General features: G+C 70.0%; 21 protein-coding genes. 12 read left to right on the top strand and 9 right to left on the bottom strand.

The window, feature by feature from the left end; genetic code table 11:
• Positions 1-7: 7 nt before the first annotated feature.
• Genes OO54_RS03815 through rplI form a run of 3 tightly spaced genes read left to right on the top strand, consistent with a single transcriptional unit; the run spans position 8 to position 1349 of the window.
• Entirely contained in the window at positions 8-592 is a 585-nt protein-coding gene (locus tag OO54_RS03815; protein WP_033201439.1) for a single-stranded DNA-binding protein, read from the top strand.
• Between the two features lie 55 nt (positions 593-647).
• Complete coding sequence (rpsR, locus tag OO54_RS03810; protein ID WP_005315025.1) at positions 648-884, top strand: 30S ribosomal protein S18; 237 nt, start codon at positions 648-650, stop codon at positions 882-884.
• 18 nt (positions 885-902) lie between these two features.
• Positions 903-1349 carry a 50S ribosomal protein L9 gene (rplI, locus tag OO54_RS03805; RefSeq protein WP_017240417.1) on the top strand — a complete coding sequence of 149 codons (447 nt, stop codon included), beginning with the start codon at positions 903-905 and terminating at the stop codon, positions 1347-1349.
• Between the two features lie 143 nt (positions 1350-1492).
• Here the strand turns inward: rplI and OO54_RS03800 are convergent, their stop codons facing one another.
• Positions 1493-2830, bottom strand: coding sequence for an MATE family efflux transporter (locus OO54_RS03800; RefSeq protein WP_033201438.1), 1338 nt, complete (start codon positions 2828-2830; stop codon positions 1493-1495).
• A gap of 422 nt (positions 2831-3252) precedes the next feature.
• Here OO54_RS03800 and dnaB point away from each other — a divergent pair, with 422 nt between their 5' ends.
• The 3 genes from dnaB to OO54_RS03785 all read left to right on the top strand — a co-directional run bounded on the left by dnaB (position 3253) and on the right by OO54_RS03785 (position 7191).
• Positions 3253-4734 carry a replicative DNA helicase gene (gene dnaB, locus OO54_RS03795; RefSeq protein WP_033201437.1) on the top strand — a complete coding sequence of 494 codons (1482 nt, stop codon included), beginning with the start codon at positions 3253-3255 and terminating at the stop codon, positions 4732-4734.
• A 101-nt stretch (positions 4735-4835) separates the two neighbouring features.
• On the top strand, positions 4836-5690 hold the full coding sequence (locus tag OO54_RS03790) for an RNA repair domain-containing protein (protein WP_033201436.1): 855 nt from the start codon (positions 4836-4838) through the stop codon (positions 5688-5690).
• Positions 5691-5808: 118 nt separating this feature from the next.
• Entirely contained in the window at positions 5809-7191 is a 1383-nt protein-coding gene (locus tag OO54_RS03785) for a serine hydrolase domain-containing protein (RefSeq protein ID WP_033201435.1), read from the top strand.
• Between the two features lie 90 nt (positions 7192-7281).
• On the opposite strand, the gene OO54_RS03780 is transcribed toward OO54_RS03785, so the two are convergent.
• The 3 genes from OO54_RS03780 to OO54_RS03770 form a co-directional block, all read right to left on the bottom strand.
• Positions 7282-7734 carry a GNAT family N-acetyltransferase gene (locus OO54_RS03780; RefSeq protein WP_033201434.1) on the bottom strand — a complete coding sequence of 151 codons (453 nt, stop codon included), beginning with the start codon at positions 7732-7734 and terminating at the stop codon, positions 7282-7284.
• A 42-nt stretch (positions 7735-7776) separates the two neighbouring features.
• Positions 7777-8235, bottom strand: coding sequence for a MarR family winged helix-turn-helix transcriptional regulator (locus OO54_RS03775; protein WP_033201433.1), 459 nt, complete (start codon positions 8233-8235; stop codon positions 7777-7779).
• Positions 8236-8375: 140 nt separating this feature from the next.
• Entirely contained in the window at positions 8376-9239 is an 864-nt protein-coding gene (locus OO54_RS03770) for a GNAT family N-acetyltransferase (protein ID WP_033201432.1), read from the bottom strand.
• Positions 9240-9341: 102 nt separating this feature from the next.
• Between OO54_RS03770 and OO54_RS03765 the strand changes: the two genes are divergently transcribed.
• Positions 9342-9995: an HAD family hydrolase gene (locus tag OO54_RS03765; RefSeq protein ID WP_017240425.1), complete on the top strand. Its 654-nt coding sequence runs from the start codon at positions 9342-9344 to the stop codon at positions 9993-9995.
• A 105-nt stretch (positions 9996-10100) separates the two neighbouring features.
• Positions 10101-11336: a globin domain-containing protein gene (locus OO54_RS03760; RefSeq protein WP_051786684.1), complete on the top strand. Its 1236-nt coding sequence runs from the start codon at positions 10101-10103 to the stop codon at positions 11334-11336.
• On the opposite strand, the gene OO54_RS03755 is transcribed toward OO54_RS03760, so the two are convergent.
• The 5 genes from OO54_RS03755 to OO54_RS03735 form a co-directional block, all read right to left on the bottom strand.
• Positions 11337-11816: an NUDIX domain-containing protein gene (locus OO54_RS03755; protein WP_033201431.1), complete on the bottom strand. Its 480-nt coding sequence runs from the start codon at positions 11814-11816 to the stop codon at positions 11337-11339.
• 35 nt (positions 11817-11851) lie between these two features.
• The gene (locus OO54_RS03750; RefSeq protein WP_033201430.1) at positions 11852-12748 is read right to left on the bottom strand and encodes a LysR family transcriptional regulator; all 897 of its coding nucleotides are present in this window, start codon (positions 12746-12748) and stop codon (positions 11852-11854) included.
• A gap of 228 nt (positions 12749-12976) precedes the next feature.
• Positions 12977-14116: a cystathionine gamma-lyase gene (locus OO54_RS03745; protein ID WP_033201429.1), complete on the bottom strand. Its 1140-nt coding sequence runs from the start codon at positions 14114-14116 to the stop codon at positions 12977-12979.
• A complete protein-coding gene (locus OO54_RS03740) occupies positions 14113-14604 on the bottom strand; it encodes a low molecular weight protein-tyrosine-phosphatase (protein ID WP_033201428.1) in 492 nt (163 codons plus the stop codon). Before OO54_RS03740 ends, OO54_RS03745 begins: the two co-directional genes overlap by 4 nt.
• 9 nt (positions 14605-14613) lie before the next feature.
• Complete coding sequence (locus tag OO54_RS03735) at positions 14614-14991, bottom strand: phage holin family protein (protein ID WP_033201427.1); 378 nt, start codon at positions 14989-14991, stop codon at positions 14614-14616.
• A gap of 51 nt (positions 14992-15042) precedes the next feature.
• Between OO54_RS03735 and OO54_RS03730 the strand changes: the two genes are divergently transcribed.
• The 4 genes from OO54_RS03730 to OO54_RS03715 all read left to right on the top strand — a co-directional run bounded on the left by OO54_RS03730 (position 15043) and on the right by OO54_RS03715 (position 17451).
• Positions 15043-15360 (top strand): cupin domain-containing protein, encoded by a 318-nt coding sequence (locus OO54_RS03730; protein ID WP_017240432.1) that lies wholly within the window; start codon positions 15043-15045, stop codon positions 15358-15360.
• 284 nt (positions 15361-15644) lie between these two features.
• On the top strand, positions 15645-15863 hold the full coding sequence (locus tag OO54_RS03725) for a DUF5326 family protein (RefSeq protein WP_033201549.1): 219 nt from the start codon (positions 15645-15647) through the stop codon (positions 15861-15863).
• Between the two features lie 238 nt (positions 15864-16101).
• Entirely contained in the window at positions 16102-16872 is a 771-nt protein-coding gene (locus tag OO54_RS03720) for an IclR family transcriptional regulator (RefSeq protein WP_200146643.1), read from the top strand.
• A 138-nt stretch (positions 16873-17010) separates the two neighbouring features.
• Complete coding sequence (locus OO54_RS03715; RefSeq protein WP_033201425.1) at positions 17011-17451, top strand: SsgA family sporulation/cell division regulator; 441 nt, start codon at positions 17011-17013, stop codon at positions 17449-17451.
• The last annotated feature ends 39 nt before the right edge of the window (positions 17452-17490 follow it).

The following is a 17490-nucleotide window of genomic DNA, read 5'->3' as shown; positions in this document are numbered from 1 at the left end:
TTCCCCCATGGCAGGCGAGACCGTCATCACGGTCGTCGGCAATCTTGTCGACGACCCCGAGCTGCGCTTCACCCCGTCCGGTGCGGCGGTCGCGAAGTTCCGTATCGCGTCCACCCCCCGCACCTTCGACCGTCAGACCAACGAGTGGAAGGACGGCGAGAGCCTGTTCCTCACCTGCTCGGTCTGGCGTCAGGCGGCGGAGAACGTCGCCGAGTCGCTTCAGCGAGGCATGCGCGTCGTCGTGCAGGGCCGCCTGAAGCAGCGGTCCTACGAGGACCGTGAGGGCGTCAAGCGCACGGTCTACGAGCTGGATGTCGAGGAAGTCGGCCCCAGCCTGAAGAACGCCACGGCCAAGGTCACCAAGACCACCGGTCGCGGTGGCCAGGGTGGATACGGCGGCGGCCAGCAGGCCGGCGGCGGTGGCAGCTGGGGTGGCAACTCCGGCGGTTCCCAGCAGGGTGGTGGCGGTGCTCCCGCCGACGACCCGTGGGCGACCGGCGGCGGTGCTCCCTCCGGCGGCCAGCAGGCTGGCGGCGGAGGCGGCTGGGGTGGAAACTCCGGCGGCGGCTACTCGGACGAGCCCCCCTTCTAGGCCTCGCCTGGAAGCAGCTCGTACCCCCACTTCTTGATCACACAGGAGAAACACCATGGCGAAGCCGCCTGTGCGCAAGCCTAAGAAGAAGGTCTGCGCGTTCTGCAAGGACAAGACCGCGTACGTGGACTACAAGGACACGAACATGCTGCGGAAGTTCATTTCCGACCGTGGCAAGATCCGTGCCCGCCGCGTTACCGGCAACTGCACGCAGCACCAGCGTGACGTCGCCACGGCCGTGAAGAACAGCCGTGAGATGGCGCTGCTGCCCTACACGTCCACCGCGCGATAAGGGAAGGGTGACCGAAAAATGAAGATCATCCTCACCCACGAGGTCTCCGGCCTCGGTGCCGCTGGCGACGTCGTCGACGTCAAGGACGGCTACGCTCGCAACTACCTGGTCCCGCGTGGTTTCGCGATCCGCTGGACCAAGGGTGGCGAGAAGGACGTGGCGCAGATCCGCCGCGCCCGCAAGATCCACGAGATCGCGACCATCGAGCAGGCCAACGAGATCAAGGCCCAGCTCGAGGGCACGAAGGTGCGCCTGGCCGTTCGCTCCGGCGACGCCGGCCGTCTCTTCGGCTCCGTGACCCCGGCCGACATCGCCTCGGCGATCAAGTCCGCGGGTGGCCCCGACGTCGACAAGCGTCGCGTCGAGCTCGGTTCGCCGATCAAGACCCTGGGCTCGCACCAGGTGTCCGTGCGTCTGCACCCCGAGGTTGCCGCGAAGCTCGGCGTCGAGGTCGTCGCCGCGTAACGCTGCCCTTGGCAGTCTGCGCTCAGCAGTGAGGAAGGGCCGCACCCCTCGGGGCGCGGCCCTTCCGCTGTTCTACGTGGCCTTCGCGGTTCACGTGCACCTTCTGCTGTTTCACGTGAAACGGGGCGTTTCACGTGAAACATTCAGCGGGTGGCGCCCGTGACGATCCAGCGGCCGGAGCGGGCACGCAGCCAGAGCGTGAGCATCCGAACCGTCATCATCAGCGTCATCGCCCACCAGAGGGCGGTGAGGCCTCCGCCGAGCACCGGGATCAGCAGGGCCACGGGAGCGAAGACCGCGAGGGTCAGCAGCATGGCCCGGGCGAGGTACGGACCGTCCCCCGCACCCATCAGCACGCCGTCGAGCACGAAGACGACCCCGGAGATCGGCTGCGAGACCGCGACCACCAGCAAGGCCGGCAGCAGGGTGTCCTGGACCGTCGGGTCGCTGGTGAAGAGCGGAATGAACAAGGGGCGGGCGGCGATGACGAGCACGCCCAGGGCGATGCCGGAGACCACGCCCCACTGGACCATGCGGCGACAGACCTGTCGGGCACCTTGGGCGTCGTCCGCGCCGAGATAGCGGCCGATGATGGCCTGTCCCGCGATGGCGATCGCGTCGAGGGCGAAGGCCATGAGGCTCCACAGGGACAGGATGATCTGGTGGGCGGCGACCTCGGCGTCGCCCAACCGGGCCGCGACGGCCGTGGCGATCATCAGGACCGCGCGGAGCGAGAGCGTACGGACGAGCAGAGGGACGCCGGCCTGTGCGGAGGCGCGGATGCCGGCCGCGTCGGGGCGGAGAGAGGCGCCGTGGCGCCGCGCGCCCCGTACGACCACGACGAGGTAGACGGCGGCCATGCCGTACTGGGCGATGACCGTGCCCCAAGCGGAGCCGGCGATGCCCAGATCGGCTCCGTAGACCAGTCCGACATTGAGTACGGCGTTGGTGGCGAAGCCTCCGATGGCCACGTAGAGCGGTGTACGAGTGTCCTGAAGGCCGCGCAGGACGCCGGTGGCGGCCAGGACCACCAGCATGGCGGGGATCCCGAGGCTGGAGATCCGGAGATAGGTGATGGCGTACGGCGCGGCGGTGTCGGAGGCCCCGAAGACGTCGATGAGCCCCGGTGCGGTGGGCAGGGTCAGGGCGACCACGGCGGCGCCGAGGAGGAGGGCGAGCCAGATGCCGTCCATGCCCTGCCGGATCGCGGCCTGGATATCGCCCGAGCCCACGCGCCGTGAGACGGCGGCCGTGGTGGCGTAGGCGAGGAAGACGAAGACGCTGACGGCGGTGGAGAGGAGCGCGGCGGCGATCGCGAGGCCCGCGAGCTGGGGTGTCCCGAGGTGGCCGACGATCGCACTGTCGACCATCAGGAAGAGCGGCTCGGCGACGAGGGCGCCGAAGGCCGGCAGGGCGAGGGAGACGATCTCGCGGTCGTGCTGTCGACGGACGGCCTTGGAGGTCACGGGAGCCTGGCGCATGGGGTCAATCTAATCTTCCACAGGTAAGAGATGCAATGCATCAGTGATCCTTACTTTCCAGGGGTGCGGGGCTTCGGGTGTGGGCCGTTTGTTCTGATCTTGATCCAGGGGGAGAACTTTTTCTCCTGCACAGCCCGTGGATGGAGAAATCGCAGGTCAGATGGGTGAGTTCGGGGGTGCTATGAGTTTGTCCACATGGCTGTCCCCCGATCCGTGCACAGGTTCCGGCGAGTTCTCCACAGCATCTGGGCCTTCACCCACAGGGCCTGTGGATAACCAGATTGGCTGACGCCCCCCGCGGGCCTACCGTGGTTCGGCGCCGACGCGCTGGAAGCGGTCGCAAAGCCACTCGTTGATCAAGCCCGTGGCGTAAGAAAGAGTGGCAGGGCGAGGTCCGCGGAGCGGACGGGAGGAGGTGCTTGGTGAGCATGACCGAGCCCATGGACGACCCTTGGGCCGACAGCGGACCGAGTGACCGGCTGCCCACCCGTACCCGCGGCGAAGGGCGCGGTCGCGGCCGCGGCCGGGACGACCAGCACGACCGGGGCAGCGACGGCCCCTGGGACGGCGGCCTCAACGGCTTCGAGCGCGTCCCCCCGCAGGACCTCGACGCCGAGCAGTCCGTCCTCGGCGGCATGCTGCTCTCCAAGGACGCCATCGCGGACGTCGTGGAGATCATCAAGGGCAACGACTTCTACAAGCCCGCCCACGAGACGGTCTACGCGGCGATCCTCGACCTCTACGCCAAGGGCGAGCCGGCCGACCCGATCACGGTCGGCGCCGAGCTCACCAAGCGCGGCGAGATCACCCGGGTCGGCGGCGCCTCCTACCTCCACACCCTGGTCCAGTCGGTACCCACCGCGGCCAACGCCTCGTACTACGCGGAGATCGTCCACGAGCGTGCCGTCCTGCGCCGCCTCGTCGAGGCCGGCACCAAGATCACGCAGATGGGCTACGCGGCCGACGGCGACGTCGACGAGATCGTGAACTCGGCCCAGGCCGAGATCTACGCCGTCACCGAGCAGCGCACGACCGAGGACTACCTGCCGCTCGGCGACATCATGGAGGGGGCGCTCGACGAGATCGAGGCCATCGGCTCCCGCAGCGGCGAGATGACCGGTGTGCCCACCGGCTTCACCGACCTCGACTCGCTCACCAACGGGCTGCACCCGGGCCAGATGATCATCATCGCGGCCCGACCCGCCATGGGTAAGTCGACCCTCGCCCTGGACTTCGCCCGGGCGGCGTCCATCAAGCACAACCTGCCCAGCGTCATCTTCTCCCTCGAAATGGGACGCAACGAGATCGCGATGCGTCTGCTCTCGGCCGAGGCCCGGGTCGCGCTCCACCACATGCGCTCCGGAACGATGACCGACGAGGACTGGACGCGTCTCGCCCGCCGCATGCCGGACGTCTCCCAGGCCCCGCTGTACATCGACGACTCGCCCAACCTGTCGATGATGGAGATCCGGGCCAAGTGCCGTCGGCTCAAGCAGCGCAACGGCCTCAAGCTCGTCATCATCGACTACCTGCAGCTCATGCAGTCGGGTGGCTCCAAGCGGCAGGAGAGCCGTCAGCAGGAGGTCTCCGACATGTCGCGAAACCTCAAGCTCCTCGCCAAGGAGCTGGAGCTCCCCGTCATCGCGCTCTCGCAGCTGAACCGTGGTCCCGAGCAGCGCACCGACAAGAAGCCGATGGTCTCCGACCTGCGTGAGTCCGGTTCGATCGAGCAGGACGCCGACATGGTCATCCTGCTGCACCGTGAGGACGCCTACGAGAAGGAGTCCCCGCGAGCCGGCGAGGCGGACATCATCGTGGGCAAGCACCGTAACGGTCCGACGGCCACGATCACCGTGGCCTTCCAGGGCCACTACTCGCGCTTCGTCGACATGGCGCAGACCTGATCGGAGCACCTGGGGGATCTGGGATCCCGTGGCCGACCGGGCGTTGCCTTGCAGAGCCGACCGGGCGCGCGGCACCCTGATAGTCGAGGGCAGGTGCTGACGTGCACACCAGCGACGAGATCTACCACCGGGTGCTCTGGGATCCGCGCTTCGACCCCGAGCGGTTCGTGATGGGGATCGCCGAGCGCGGGGCCCCGCCGAAGCGGATCCTGCTCGGCGACTTCGTGCCGGGCGGGGAGATCCCCTGGCACCGGGTGGTGTTCTTCGAGGCGGACGGCCGGGTCGTCTGGGACCGCGCCTCCGGCGTCGACCGGCTCGACGAGACCCTCGTCGGGCAGGTCGGTCCGGTGCGGGCCCCGGCACCCGGCGACGTCCTCGCCGTCCCGCCGACGAGCCGCACCGCCGTCGCATGGCTGCCGCCGGTGGAGCTGTGGCCGCCGATCCAGCACATTCGCCGCGAACACGACCGGCAGATCCGCCGCTGGCCACCGCACGTCAACGTGCTCTTCGGTTTCGTCCCCGAGGCCGAGTTCGCCCGGGCCCTGCCGCTGGTCGCCGCGTCACTCGCCGAGACGCCGCCGTTCACCGCCCGCCTGGCGGGCGTCCACTGGTTCGGACACCGCGAGGACGCCACCGTCTGGCTCGACCCGGCCGCCGCCGACCAGGAACCCTGGGCGCGGCTACGGGAGTCCCTGGAGCTCCGCTTCCCGCTCTGCGGATCGCACTCGCACGGCTTCACCCCGCACCTGTCCCTCGGCCGTACGCCGGACCCGCACCCCCTCGCCCGCAAGGCGGAGGTCCTTCTCGGCTCCATGGCGGCCCGGGTCGACGAGCTGGTCCTGCTCTCCCGGCGCGGCGACGAGCCGATGCGGGTCCGGGCTCGTGTCCTGCTCGGCAGCGGCGCTGTACGTCACCCGGAGGATCCGGCCCTTCCGGGTAACCCTCCGCCCGTCTAGCCGGACGCGCGCGGACTTCGGCCGGTCCGGCCGGCATGCAGCGAAGTCATGAGTACGCACCCACGCCTTCGGCAGCCCGCGCGGGAAGCTTGGTGGGTGACAGGACGTTGGATCGTCCGTGACGACATCTTTCGAAGCTTTGTTGCCCGGCACCGAGCGCGCCCTGCTGCACCGCGTCGCGGTGGCCCAGACCGAGGGGCGGGCGCCGTCCCTGGTGGGGGCGGTGGTCCGCGACGGAGCGATGGTCTGGAGCGGCGCGCGCAGTTGTGTGGACGGACACGCGCCGGACGCCGACACCCAGTTCAGGATCGGCTCGATCACCAAGGTGTTCACCGCCGTTCTGGTGCTGCGGCTGCGGGACGAAGGTCTCCTCGGGCTCGATGATCCGCTGGAGCGGCACCTCAAGGGAACGGGGGCCGGGGAGGTGACGATCGCTCAACTCCTCGGGCACAGCGCCGGCCTCGCTGCCGAGACACCCGGCTCCTGGTGGGAGCGGTCGTCCGCCGAGTTGCGTCCGGAGCTCTCCGACGTGCTGGGGGAGGAGCCCTTCCTGCGCGCGCCGGGGCGCCGTCACCACTACTCCAACCCCGGTTACACGCTGCTCGGTTCGCTGGTCGAGGCGGTGCGGGGCGGGACCTGGGAGGAGGCACTGCGGCGCGAGATCCTGGAGCCGCTGGGGATGGACCGGACGACGGTCGACCCCGTCGCCCCGCACGCGGGTGGCTGGGCGGTGCACCCCTGGGCCGATGTGATGCTGCCCGAACCGTCCGAGGACCTGGGCATCATGGCGCCGGCGGGACAGCTCTGGTCGACCGCCGCCGACCTCGGCCGGTTCGCCGCGTTCCTCGCGGCGGGCGACGAGCGGGTGCTCGGTGCGGACTCCGTGGCGGAGATGCGGGCTCCCGCGGCCGCGGCCGGGGAGGGGGACTGGGAGGGGAGCTACGGGCTCGGACTCCAGCTGATCAGCAAGGACGGCCGGACCCTGATCGGCCACACCGGATCCCTGCCGGGTTTCGTCGCCTGCCTCTGGGTGAGCGTCGAGGACGGACTGGCGGGAGTCGCCCTCTCCAACGCCACCTCGGGGGTGCCGATCGGCGCTGTAGCCGCCGACCTCGTGCGGATCGTGGCGGAAGCCGAGCCGAGATTCCCGCAGCCGTGGCGCCCCCTGCCGGAGGCCGAGGTCGACGAGGAGCTCCTGGCCCTCACCGGGCCCTGGTACTGGGGGACGTACGCGTACGGGCTGCGGCTCGGTCCCGAGCGGAGCGTGGTGCTCGAACCCCTGCGAGGTGCCGGCCGGCGCGCCAGCTTCCGGGCGCTGCCCGAGGGCGGCTGGGTCGGGCTGAACGGCTACTACGAGGGGGAGACGCTCCGGGTGGTGCGCCGCGAGGACGGCAGCGTGAGCCATCTGGACCTCGGGTCGTTCGTCTTCACGCGGGAGCCGTACGCACCGGAGGACGCGGTGCCGGGAGGCGTCGACGAGGCGGGCTGGCGCGGACTCTGAGCCCTGAGCAGGCTGTTTCACGTGAAACAGCCTGCCGGGACCCGGCACGCTGTTCGCGCGCAGTGCCTCAGAGGCATTGCCGCAGGTACGTCAGAGGCTCTTCTTGAAGCCCACGTGGGAGGCCTCGAAGCCCAGCCGCTCGTAGAAGCGGTGGGCATCGGTGCGGGTGACGTCGGAGGTCAACTGCACCAGCCGGCAGTCCTGGCGGCCGGACTCCTCGACGGCCCATTCGATGAGCTGAGTACCCAGGCCGCTGCCGCGCTCGTTGGCATGGACGCGGACGCCCTCGACGATCGACCGGGTGGTGCCACGGCGGGACAGCCCCGGGATCACCGTGAGCTGGAGCGTGCCGACGACCTTCTCCCCGCGGACGGCGACCACGACGTGCTGGTGGGGGTCGTTCGCGAGGCGCTCGAAGGCCGTGAGGTACGGGGCGAGGTCGTCGGGGGACTCCCGCTGCGCGCCCAGCGGGTCGTCGGCGAGCATGGCGACGATGGCCGGGATGTCTTCCGCGGTGGCGGGGCGTATTTCAAGATCGCTCATGCCCCGCAGCGTACGCCCGGCCGTTCCGTTCCTCCGGTCGGTTCAGGCGGGGACGCCCGCGCCCTCCACGACCTGGACCAGCGGGGCCAGCTCCGGGTCCCTCGCCGCCTCGTCGAGGGCCTCGCGCAGGGCGCTGTCATTGGTGGGGCGGGCCTCTTCGAGAAGCTTCTGGCCGGCCTCGGTGACATCGGTGTAGATCCCGCGCCGGTCGGTGGCGCAGAGGTACCGGGTGAGCAGGCCGCGGTCCTCGAGCCGGGTGACGAGCCGGGTGGTGGCGCTCTGGCTGAGCACGACGGCGTCGGCCACCTGCTTCATCTGGAGGTGGCCGCCCGGGCCGCTGTGCTGGCGGCTGAGGACGTCGAGGAGCGAGTACTCCCGCACGCTCAGTCCGTGGCCGGACTCCAAGGCGCGCTCGATGTGGGACTCGATCCGGCCGTGGAGCAGGGAGAGGGCGCACCACCGCTGGGAGAGCGCGGTCAGTGCGGGATCCGTGGCGGTCATGTTCTCTCCTCGGTCTCTCTCCGGCGCCGGGGCGGCTCACGACCAGGGTAGACGATGTGTCGCAATAATGCGCGTCTGCAAGTAAATCTGCCCGGCCGACCTGTCAGAGGGCCGGTCGGGGAGAGCCCGGCCGGCCGGGGCTATCCGGCCGCGACCGTCAGCGGTGCGAAGCGGCGCTGCCAGTCGCCGGGAAGGTCGGGCAGGGACCGGATCATCACCGAGTTGGAGGCGATCGAGTCGAGGCCGTTCTCCTTCACCCAGCTCAGCAGGGTCGTGTGACGCACGTCGATGTCCGTGCGCAGGGGCCGGTCCGTGGCCGCGGCGAGCGAGGCGATCAGGGCCTGGGCGGTGCCGGGGTCCCGGGCGATCAGGGGGCCGACGACATGGGTGTCCATGTTCGGCCAGGCCGCCGCGAAGCCCGTGATCTCGCCGTCCTCCTCGGCGACCCGGAGGTGGTCCGCGAAGGCGGGGAGCCTGGTGATGAGGGGCGTACGGTCCAGGCCGAAGACTTCGAGGTCGAGGCGCAGGATCGCCTGGAGGTCCTCCGCCGTCGCGGGACGGACGGGGACCGCGGGGGCGGGCGTGGTGAACGTGAAGCGCCCGAGCACCATCTCCGCCCGGCTCGTCTCCATGAAGCCGAGCTCCTCGTACAGGGGCTGTCCGTTCGCCGTGGCGTGCAGGGTGACCGGGGTGTCGCCGGCTTCCGCGAGGACGTGTCGCATGAGTCGACGTCCCACGCCTTGGCGTGCGTACCGCTCGGCGACGAGCACCATGCCGATGGCAGCGAGCCCGGTTCCGTACGACGTGACCACGCAGCAGGCGAGCAGCCCCGGGCCGGCCGGGTCGTCGATGCCGTACCCGGTGCCCGCGGTGAGCAGGAGACCCCACTTGTGTTCCTCGCGCGGCCATCCCCGGTTCTCGGAGAGGTCGGCGCAGGCGAGGAGGTCGTCCGAGGTGAGGCGCCGGACGGGGAGCTGTGCGAGGGGGGTGGGGGAAGTCGGCATGCCTTTCAGGCTGTCCGAAGCGGCGATCTTCCGTCCACTGCTTTACCGGATCCGGCCGATACCGGGATGGGGCGTTGCCTCCACCGCGTGGCACATCGGACGATGTTTCACGTGAAACCCTCCACGCGGCGACTGCACCTCTTCGACCTCGACGGCACCCTGATCCGCGGGTCGGCCGCCGCGGTGGAGATCTCCCGGCAGCTGGGCCTCGTCGAGGAGATCGGCGCCCTGGAGCAGGGTTTCCTGCAGGGCCTCACACCGGACGAGTTCGCCGTGCGGGCCCGGGACCTCTGGGCTGAGCTCACGCCGGAGCAGGTCACGGCGGCGTTCGAGGGAGCCCCGTGGCTGGCCGGGATCCGAGAGGTCTGGGCGGACATCCGGGCCGGGGGTGACCGCTGTGCCGTCATCTCACTGTCGCCCGACTTCTTCGTCGAGCGGTTGCTGGAGTGGGGGGTCGACACGGCGCACGGCTCGGCGTGGCCGTCTGTCCCCTTCCTCGAGCCGATCCACCGGCCCGGCATCCTCAACGCGGCGGCGAAGGTACGGATCGCACGGGAGCTCTGCGCCGGGTACGGCGTGGACCCGGTCGACTGCGTCGCGTACGGAGACTCGATGTCCGACGCGGAGCTCTTCGCGCTCGTGCCCGACACCGTGGCCGTGAACGCTGACCACCATCTCGCCGGACTGTCCCGCCACAGCTACACCGGAGGGGACCTGCGCGAGGCCTACGCCCTGGTCCGAAACAGCGCAGCTTAGCCACAAACCCGGCTCTATGGCCCGAGAACTCCGCTTTCCGTCCGGGGCGGCGAACCGAGGGTTCATGCTGCGAGCACGAAGCCGGTCAGCGCGAGGGCGAGGCACATGATGGATGCTCCGACCACCACGACGGCCGCAGAGCACGCGGGCCGAATCGAGCCGGGGGCGGTGTACGAGCCCGGTGAGGAACCGGACGGGGAAGGCAAGGAACCCCGGATAACGGGGGGAGCCTCCGCCGATGCCCTGCTCGTCCGCCGCACTCTGGCGGAGATCGCGCCGATCGCCGACAAGGTGACCTCGTACTTCTACGCCCTGCTCTTCGTCCGGAACCCCGAACTGCGCGAGATGTTCCCCGCGGCCATGGACACCCAGCGGGACCGGCTCCTGAAGGCGCTCCTGACCGCTGCCGAGCACATGGACGACACGCCGGTCCTCACCGCGTACCTCCAGAACCTCGGCCGGGGACACCGCAAGTACGGAACCCAGGCGGCCCACTACCCGGCCGTCGGCGAGGCTCTCATCGGCGCGCTCGTCCGGTACGCGACGGGGACCTGGGACGAGGAGACCGAGGCGGCCTGGGTGCGCACGTACACGACGATCTCCCAGATCATGATCGACGCGGCGGCGGAGAACGAGCAGACCGCCCCCGCCTGGTGGCACGCCGAGGTGGTCTCCCACGATCTGCGCACGCCGGACGTCGCCGTCGTGACGCTCCGGCCCGATCAGCCGTATCCGTTTCTCGCCGGCCAGTACACGACACTCGAGACGCCCTGGTGGCCCCGGATCTGGCGTCACTACTCCTTCGCATCGGCGCCCCGGCCCGACGGGCTGCTGTCCCTCCACGTGAAGGCGGTCCCGGCCGGCTGGGTGTCCGGCGCGCTGGTCCACCGGGCCCGCCCCGGCGACGTCCTGCGCCTCGGCCCGCCCGCGGGTTCCATGACGGTCGACCATGCCACGGACAGCGGTCTGCTCTGCCTCGGCGGCGGCACCGGGATAGCCCCGATCAAGGCCCTGGTGGAGGACGTGGCCGAGCACGGGGACCGGCGTCCCGTCGACGTGTTCTACGGGGCGCGCCACGACCACGACCTCTACGACATCGACACGATGCTGCGGCTCCAGAAGACCTTCCCCTGGCTTTCCGTCCACACGGTCACCGAGGAGCAGGGGCGGCTTCCGGAGGCCGTCTGCCGCTACGGCCCCTGGAACGAACGCGACGCCTATCTCTCGGGACCGCTCGGCATGGTCCGCCGGGGTGTGGACGCGTTGCGCGGGGTGGGGATCCCGTCGGAGCGCATCCGACACGACTTCCTGGCCGAGCTGACCCCGGCGGCCACGGGCTGATCAGCCCAGGTCGGGGGCGTGCATCGCGCGGACGCCCTCGATGTTCCCGTCGAGGTAGTGGCGCAGGGAGAGGGGCACGAGGTGCACGGCGGCGATGCCGACCCGGCTGAAGGGCACCCGGACGATCTCGTACTCGCCGACCGGTTCGTCCATCTCGGGGCCGTGGCGCAGGGAGGTGTCCATGGAGTCCAGCCGGCACACGAAGAAGTGCTGGACCTTCACCCCGGAGACGCCGCCGTCGACGATGTGCTCGACGGTGTCCACGAAACAGGGCACCACGTCGGTGATCTTGGCCCCGAGCTCCTCGTGCACCTCACGGTGCAGGGCCTCGACGACCGTGGTGTCGGAGGGCTCCACGCCGCCGCCGGGCGTGAGCCAGTAGGGATCCATCCCCGGCTTGGTGCGCTTGATGAGGATGAGGTCGTCCCCGTCGAGCAGGATGGCGCGTGCGGTGCGCTTGATCACCGGCCGTTCGTTCATGGGAAGAAAATGGCCCGTTCGGAGTGTCCTGAAACTCACCAGTCCGCCGCGGCGCGCAGCAGCGCCTCGTGGGCCCGCGCGAGCGGGGACAGCGCGAGCGTGCCCGTGCGCGCGACCAGGAAGTAGGTGCGCAGCGGAGGGACCGGGGGATCGAGCAGCGCCACGAGGCGCCCCGCAGCCAGATCCTCCTCGCACAGATAGCGCGGCAGGACTGCCAGACCGGCACCGGAGGCCGCGGAATCCCGTACGGCCCGCAGGTCGGGGGCGATCACGGTCGCGGCGGCCGCCGGTTTCCCGTCGAACACCGCGGCCCAGTAGCGGGAGACGAACGGCAGCGATTCGTGCACCTCGACCACCGGAAGCTGCTCCAGGGCCACCGAACCCTTGCCGAGCAGCACGTCGGGGGAGAGCCGGGCCGCCCAGCGTTCCGCCGCGACCAGGACGTGTTCCTCGTCGCAGAGCGGGGTGGAGACGAGCAGGCCGCCACGGGGGCGGGCGGTGGTGACGGCCAGGTCGTGGTGGCCGGCGGCGAGACCGTCCAGGATCTCCTCGGTGTTGCCGAGGAACGAGGCCCGCACGGCGAGTCCCTGGTCGACCAGCGGGGTGAGCGCGGGCAGCACGCGGAGTGCGGTGAACTCCGGAGGCCCGGCGACATGAAGGGTGCGGCCGCCGCCCTGCTCGTCGAGGCCGGTCTCGGCTATCTCGACCAGGGCGTCCAGGTGGGGCGCGGCGCGGTGGGCCAGCTCGTCGCCGATGGTGGTCGGGGTGACGCCGCGCGCCTGTCTCAGGAAGAGCGGTCGGCCGAGCTGCCGTTCCAGGGTCCGTATCTGGCTGGTGACGGCCGGCTGGGAGAGACCCAGCAGCGCGGCGGCGCGGGTGAAGGAGCCGGCCCGGTGCACCGCGACGAACGTGCGCAGCAGGGACAGATCCATGCCCGCCCCCTCCCGGCCGTGCGGCCGTGCGACTCAGGCGGTCGGCTGACTGCGCCTCAGGACCGTCCAACTATAAATAAGTCGATAGGCCTCTGTCGCTACCGTGATTGGACACTGACGCACAGTCAACTAGCCTTGTTCAGGCGGTCTCCGCGCGTGGAACCGAGGCGTTCCGAGCCACGAGGGGGGAGGCTCGGAGCGCCTCGTTCCGACGCCTGCGTCCCGCACTCAGCCTGCGGCGCCGACCTCGTCGAGGGCCCTCAGGACATCGCCGATCAGGTCCTCCGGATCCTCGGCGCCCACCGAGAACCGGATGAAGCCCTCCGCGACCGCGTCCCCGCCCCAGCGTCCGCGCCGCTCCGCCGTGGAGCGCACACCGCCGAAGCTGGTGGCGTCGTCGACGAGCCGCAGTTCCTCCAGGAACCGCTCGGCCCGCTTCCGGTCCGCCAGCTCGAACGAGACCACCGGGCCGAAGCGCCGCATCTGCCGGGCGGCCACCGCGTGCGACGGGTCGTCGGGCAGCCCCGGGTAGCGCAGCCCGGTCACGTCCGCGCGTCCGGCGAGCGCCTGCGCGAGTGCCAGCGCGGTGGAGCACTGCCGGTCGATCCTCAGCTGGAGCGTGGCGAGCGAACGGTGGGCGAGCCAGGCCTCCATGGGTCCGGGAATCGCGCCGACGATCTTGCGCCAGCGCCGTACCTCCGAGGCCCGCAGGGGATCGCGGCAGCTGACGTGACCGAGCAGGACGTCGCCGTGGCCGGTCAGCCCCTTGGTGTCACTGGCGACGGAGAAGTCCGCCCCCAGCGCGAGCGGCCGCTGGCCGAGCGGGGTGGCGAGGGTGTTGTCGACGGCCACGAGCGCCCCCGCGGCGTGCGCCTCCCCCACCAGGCGGCGGATGTCGCAGACGTCGAGGCCGGGGTTGGACGGGGTCTCGAGCCACAGCAGCCGGGCCCCGTCGAGCGCGGCCAGCTGGCCGTCGCCACCGGTCGGCGCGGTGCGGACCTCGACGCCGTACGCCCTCAACTGCTCGTGCAGCAGCGGCAGGGCCTGGTAGCCGTCGGTCGGCATGACGACCGCGTCGCCGGCCTTCAGCTGGGAGAAGAGGACGGCCGAGATCGCCGCCATGCCGGAGGCGAAGACCAGCGTCTCGACACCCTCCTCCCCCGGGGCCTCCAGCTCGCCGATCGCCTGCTCGAGGTGGGTCCAGGTGGGGTTCTCGTCGCGGCCGTACGCGTAACCGCCCGTCGGCTCGCCCGGCAGGTGGAAGTGGGCGGCGAAGACCGGTCCCGGCAGGGTCGGTTCGTACTTCACGGGCTCGGGCAGCCCGGCCCGTACCGCGCGCGTGCCGTCGCCGTATGCGCTGTCGTTCATGCTGTCCGTTCCTCCAGTTCCGCGCGGACGGCGGCGAGCAGGCCTCCGCTCGCCGCCTCCACCATCTCCAGGCACTCCTCGAAGCCCTCGCGGCCCCCGTAATAGGGGTCGGGGACGTCGAGTCCGTCCCGGGCTGCCGGGTCGTAGGAGCGCAGCAGCCGTATCCGGGCCGCCTCCTCGGGGGTGCGGGCCAGCGCGCGGAGCTCCCGCAGGTGGCCCTCGTCGAGGGCGATCACCAGGTCGAGGGCGGGAAACCAGGACGCCCGGAACTGACGGGCGACGTGCGCGGAGGTGTAGCCGTTCTCCTCCAGTACCGCGACCGTGCGCGGGTCGGCGCCGTCGCCCTCGTGCCAGCCTCCGGTACCCGCGCTGTCGACCTCCACCGTGCCGCCGAGACCGGCCTCCTCCACCTCGCGGCGGAAGACGTGCTCGGCCATCGGCGAACGGCAGATGTTGCCCGTGCAGACGAAGCAGACGCGGTAGGTCATGGCCCCCACTCAGTCACCGTCGGGAAGCACGACGTTCAGCGCCCACGAGACGACGGAGATGATCAGGCCGCCCAGGACGGCCGTCCAGAAGCCCTCCACGTGGAAGCTGAGGTCGAGCTGCTCGGCCAGCCAGGACGTGAGGAGCAGCATCAGGGCGTTGACCACGAGGGTGATCAGGCCGAGGGTCAGGATGAAGAGGGGCAGCGTCAGCAGCTTGACGATCGGCTTGACCAAGAAGTTGACGAGCCCGAAGACCAGGGCGACGAGAATGAGGGTCAGGACCTTCTTGCCGGTGCTGTCACCGGTCAGGGTGATGTCCTGGAGCAGCCAGATGGCGACTCCCAGGGCGCCCGCGTTGGCGAGCGTCTTGACTACGAAATTCTTCATGTGTCTGATCGTGGCAGACATGATCGGGCAGAGGGCAGGGGCGGACAGGCGATGAAGGCATTCCGACTGGACGAACTGGAGGCGGAGCGTGCCGCGAACGACGGCGCGTACCTCCAGTTCCTGCGTGAGCGGAACATGTCGGTGGGTCTGTACGCGCTGGATGCCGGGGCGCTCGACCCGCAGCAGCCGCACGGACAGGACGAGGTGTACTTCGTGGTGAGCGGCCGGGCGTCGATCACCGTCGGGACGGAGACGACGCAGGTGGCGCGCGGCAGCGTGGTCTATGTGCCGGCTGGGGTCGAGCACAGGTTCCACCACATCAGCGAGGACCTGCGGGTGATGGTGGTCTTCTCCCCGCCGGAGAGCTGACGCCGGGAGCCGACGAGGATCCGGGACCTGAGGATCCGGGACCTGAGGATCCGGGACCTGAAGACCTGAGGACCTTAGGACCCGAGGACCTGAAGACCTGAAGACCCGAGGACCCGAGGACCTGAAGACCCGAGGACCTGAGGGTCGGCGGGCCGAAGCCCCTAGGGGTCGGATCAGGGGAGAGCGGGGGCCGTGAGGCCCCCGTGGCACTTTCCCGGCGCCTAGCCTTGAGGATGTTCGGCGCGGAGCGCGCCGGACGGATCTTCGAGAGCGAGGTAGGGACGATGGCCGTACAGGAGATTCTCGCGGGGATGCCCTGGTGGGTGAAGTGGATCGCGATACCCGCTCTGGCCCTGCTCGTCTTCGGCGGGCTGATCACGAGCGTCCTGGCCTTCGTGGTCGGACTGCTCTTCAAGGTGCTGCTCTTCGTCGCGCTGGTCGCCGGACTGATCTACGTCGTACGGAAGTTCAGCTCCTCCACCGGCTCGCGAGAGGACTGGTAGCACAAGCTACTGATCAGTATGAAGCCGATGGTGGGGATTAGCCCGCGCGGGGGAACGCGCTGGTCGAATCAGGGCATGGGTCCAGGGGCTGCCACTAGAGTGGAATCTCTCCGCCGTGTTGGGGACTACGGGCGTAGACCCCTGTACTGACCAGCGGTTTTCCCTGGCCCGGCGGGCGCGCGGGGGCGGCCCCCGCGGGCGGGTGCGCTGCATCCGTCGTCACGCCTGGGGGTGACCTTTGGCCACGGCTACGCAGACGGCTGCGCCTACCCTGATCGGCTCGGTGCAGAGGGCGCTGAGACTCCTGGAGGCCGTCGCCTCCCACGCGGACGGCGCTCCGGCCAAACAGCTCGCCCGTGAGACGGGCCTTCCGCTCCCCACCACGTACCACCTGCTCCGCACCCTGACGCACGAGGGCTATCTACGCCGCGAGAAGGGTGTGTTCGTCCTCGGCGACGCCGCCGTCCGACTGGCCGGCGGCGGAGATGTGCAGAATCGTCGCATCAAGATCGAAGACTCCCTTGCCCGTTGGCGGGACGAGATCGGTGTGCCCGTTTACTTCGCCCTCTACCGCGAGGGCGAGATCGAACTCGTCGCCGTCGCCGACACTCCTTCCGCCCCCGCGGTGGAGGAATGGGCCGACTTCCGGGAGACCGCGCACGCCCATGCGATCGGGCAGTGTCTGCTGAGTCAACTAGATCTGAAATCTCGTCAAGACCACCTTGACCGCCACCCCGTGGAAGCCATCACTCCGTACACGGTGCGTAACCGGAGTCTGCTTTTGGAACGTTTGGGTGGTTTGGGGCGAATGGAGCCCCTGGTGGAGCGTCAGGAATATGCGCTCGGCACGGTCTGCGCCGCCATCCCCATTACGGCGGGCTCCGCTGCGGGCGCCATGGCCATTTCCCTCCCCCTCCACCAGGAAGAACGGTTGCTCCCAGCAGTCGAACGGCTACGTACCGAGATCGGACGCCTCTTCAGTTCGCTCGCTTTCTCTATCAGTATCTGAAAAATCACTCCTTGTGATCTGCTAGCGCGTACAGCACGATTGCGTCAAGAGGGCCATGGGGGATCATTCCTGGCCGTTTCGGTCACAGCTTTCAGCAGCTGTGTTTACACAACTGCTCCATCTACTGCGGGGTACATGATGCGAGAGTCGGTTCAGGCCGAGGTCCTGATGAGCTTCCTCGTCTCCGAGGAGCTCTCCTTCAAGATCCCGGTCGAGCTCCGATACGAGGCCCGGGATCCTTACGCGGTGCGGATGACCTTCCACCTCCCCGGAGACGCGCCCGTGACGTGGGCGTTCGGCAGGGAACTGCTCCTCGACGGAATCAACCGGCCGAGCGGGGACGGCGACGTGCACATCGCGCCGACCGAGCCCCAGGGGCTCTCGGACGTCTCCATCCGGCTCCAGGTCGGCGGCGACCGCGCCCTGTTCCGGGCCAGTGCGCCGCCGCTGGTCGCCTTCCTCGACCGCACGGACAAGCTCGTCCCGCTCGGTCAGGAACGGACACTCGGCGACTTCGAGGACAGCCTGGAGGCCGCACTCGGCCGCATCCTGGCCGAGGAGAACGCCGGCCCCGCCTAGGGGGTGTCTTGTCGATCAGGCCGGACTCGCGACGCCTGG

The sequence above is a fragment of the Streptomyces wedmorensis genome (assembly GCF_000716445.1).
In the GTDB taxonomy this organism is placed as follows: Bacteria; Actinomycetota; Actinomycetes; order Streptomycetales; family Streptomycetaceae; genus Streptomyces; species Streptomyces wedmorensis.
Note: the sequence above shows the minus strand (reverse complement) of the source record. Positions and strands in the feature narration are given on the sequence as shown.